We start from the raw sequence: 2,248 nt of genomic DNA, 5'->3' as shown, positions 1-2,248 counted from the left end.
GTTACTGTTCAGAGGTATGCATAAGTCATTGTAAAAAATGACGAAATTTATTTTTTTATTTTGTGGATAACCATTCGCGGCAGGAAAAACTGTGTTTATAGTTTTTCCTGCTGTTCTTTTTGTTAAAAGTTATACACCAGATTCTAGTTTTGGGAACCCATTCTTGAAGTTTCAAGGTCTGCATGAATACTTTTTTTATTATAAAACAGCTATTTATCCACAGTCAGATTGACGAAAAGGCACTTTCTGGTGATTCGCTTTTTTTCTATGTTTCTGTTATACTTTTTCTTAAGAAAGAGAGGTTCACTTATGAATATTGATTTTAAAGAAGAACTTAGAAAACGTGATGAACTTCTTGCCGGTTATCTCAAACAGATTGAAATCCAGGAGGAATTTATCCAGAAACAAAAAGAATTGATTGAATATCTGGAAGAGCATATCTCAAAGATTACAGACATTGTCAGTGGCGTTTGATTATAACTGTACTGGAGGAAAACATATGCCTGATGCGTATGATTACATCTCACTCATGTGTCGGCTGAAAGCCGCACAGACAAGAAATAAAGAACTGGAATCCGGTGAACACTATATTAAGCTGAAAGAACTCCATCAAAAGGAGTGCAGAGCCTATGAACGTAAGATTCAGGCGCTGCTAACGGAGATAGCGGATGCACATAAAGAAACCATCCGTGTCCGCAATTACTGGTTTCAGGTACTGGAGGATATGCTGCTGGAGTTTGAGGCAATGCAGAAAAAAGCTGACCAGAAGCTTCGGGAGATGGAGAAACGTGCTCTTCTTGCTGAGAGACAAAGAGATGATGCATTGGAGAAAGCAAAAGAATTCCGCCTTAAGTTCTATGAAACCGCCACCCAGCTGGAAGAAGAACAGGGAAAGAACCTGAAACTTCATGCACAGATCAACCGTGATTATGAAAATTCATCTATTCCTTCTTCAAAAGCCATCCGGCGGAAAAAGATTGCAAACAGCAGGGAAAAAACAGGACGGAAACCCGGTGGACAGCCAGGACATAAAGGGCATGGCCGAAAAAAGCAGGAGCCTACACATCCGGTAATCCTCCTTCCGCCACCAGAAGAAGTGCTTGAAGACTGTGCTTTTAAAAAGACAGCAAGAACAATCATAAAACAACTGGTAAGTATCCGTATGGTCCTGGATGTAACAGAATACCATGCAGATGTTTATTATAACAGCCAGACCGGCGAACGTGCACACGCTGCATTTCCGGATGGTGTTATTGATGATGTGAATTATGATGGCAACATCCGGGCATTTTTGTTCCTTCTGAACAATGACTGCTGTACCTCTATTGATAAAAGCAGGAAGTTCCTGTCTGATCTGACGGATGGAAAACTGAATATTTCCAAAGGCATGATAAGTAAACTCAGCAGGGAGTTTGCTTTAAAAACAGAGCCCGAGCGCAAGGCAGCCTATGCGGACATGCTGCTTTCCCCTGTTATGCATACAGATTGTACAAGCGGCAGGGAAAACGGAAAAAGCTGTCAGATCTATGTCTGTGCCACACCAGACGGAAAAGCATTGTACTTCGCTCGTGAGAAAAAAGGACACGAGGGAGTAAAAGGGACTGTTACAGAGGATTATCAGGGGATCCTTGTCCATGACCATGATATTACCTTTTATAATTATGGAGCAGATCACCAGGAATGCCTTGCCCATGTGCTGCGTTACCTGAAAGACAGCATGGATAATGAACCAGACCGCACCTGGAACAAAGAGATGCGTTCACTGGTACAGGAGATGATCCATTTCCGAAACGAATGCCAGCCATTTCAGGAACCGGATCCGGTAAAGGTATCTGAATTCGAAAAAAGATACCGTGAGATACTGGAAATAGCCAGGGCGGAATACGGAAATGTTCCGGCAAACAATTATTACAGAGACGGGTATAATTTATTCCTGAGAATGGAGAAATATATGCAGAACCATTTGCTGTTCCTGCATGATTCCCGAATACCTGCCACTAATAATGAAGCCGAAAGGCTTCTAAGAAACTATAAGCGGAAACAGGCGCAGGCTGTGACATTTAGGAGTTTCGAAAGTATCGATTATCTCTGCCAATGCATGAGCATGCTTGTTTTGGTGCGGCTAGAAGAACCAGCGAATATATTTGACAGAGTATCCAGAATATTTGGATAAGAAAACCGATGGCTTTGACTGTTATTAGTCTACACCATCGGTTTTCTCATGTCCAGCTAACCTCTGAACAGTAAC

2 protein-coding genes are annotated in these 2,248 nt (G+C 41.9%); both read left to right on the top strand.

The features are described from left to right. Positions 1-309: 309 nt before the first annotated feature. Positions 310-474 (top strand): hypothetical protein, encoded by a 165-nt coding sequence (locus tag I4V44_RS17295; protein WP_173684295.1) that lies wholly within the window; start codon positions 310-312, stop codon positions 472-474. 25 nt (positions 475-499) lie between these two features. Then, complete coding sequence (locus tag I4V44_RS17290) at positions 500-2,173, top strand: IS66 family transposase (RefSeq protein WP_196003015.1); 1,674 nt, start codon at positions 500-502, stop codon at positions 2,171-2,173. Positions 2,174-2,248: the final 75 nt, after the last annotated feature.

It is taken from the genome of Blautia sp. 1001283B150304_161114_C9 (assembly GCF_015668165.1).
GTDB classification, from domain to species: domain Bacteria; phylum Bacillota; class Clostridia; order Lachnospirales; family Lachnospiraceae; genus Blautia_A; species Blautia_A wexlerae.
Note: the sequence above shows the minus strand (reverse complement) of the source record. Positions and strands in the feature narration are given on the sequence as shown.

Bases quoted from the DNA above. Each gene is read 5' to 3' on its own strand.
- I4V44_RS17290 (WP_196003015.1), top strand. From the start codon at position 500: ATGCCTGATGCGTATGATTACATCTCACTCATGTGTCGGCTGAAAGCC.
- I4V44_RS17295 (WP_173684295.1), top strand. From the start codon at position 310: ATGAATATTGATTTTAAAGAAGAACTTAGAAAACGTGATGAACTTCTT.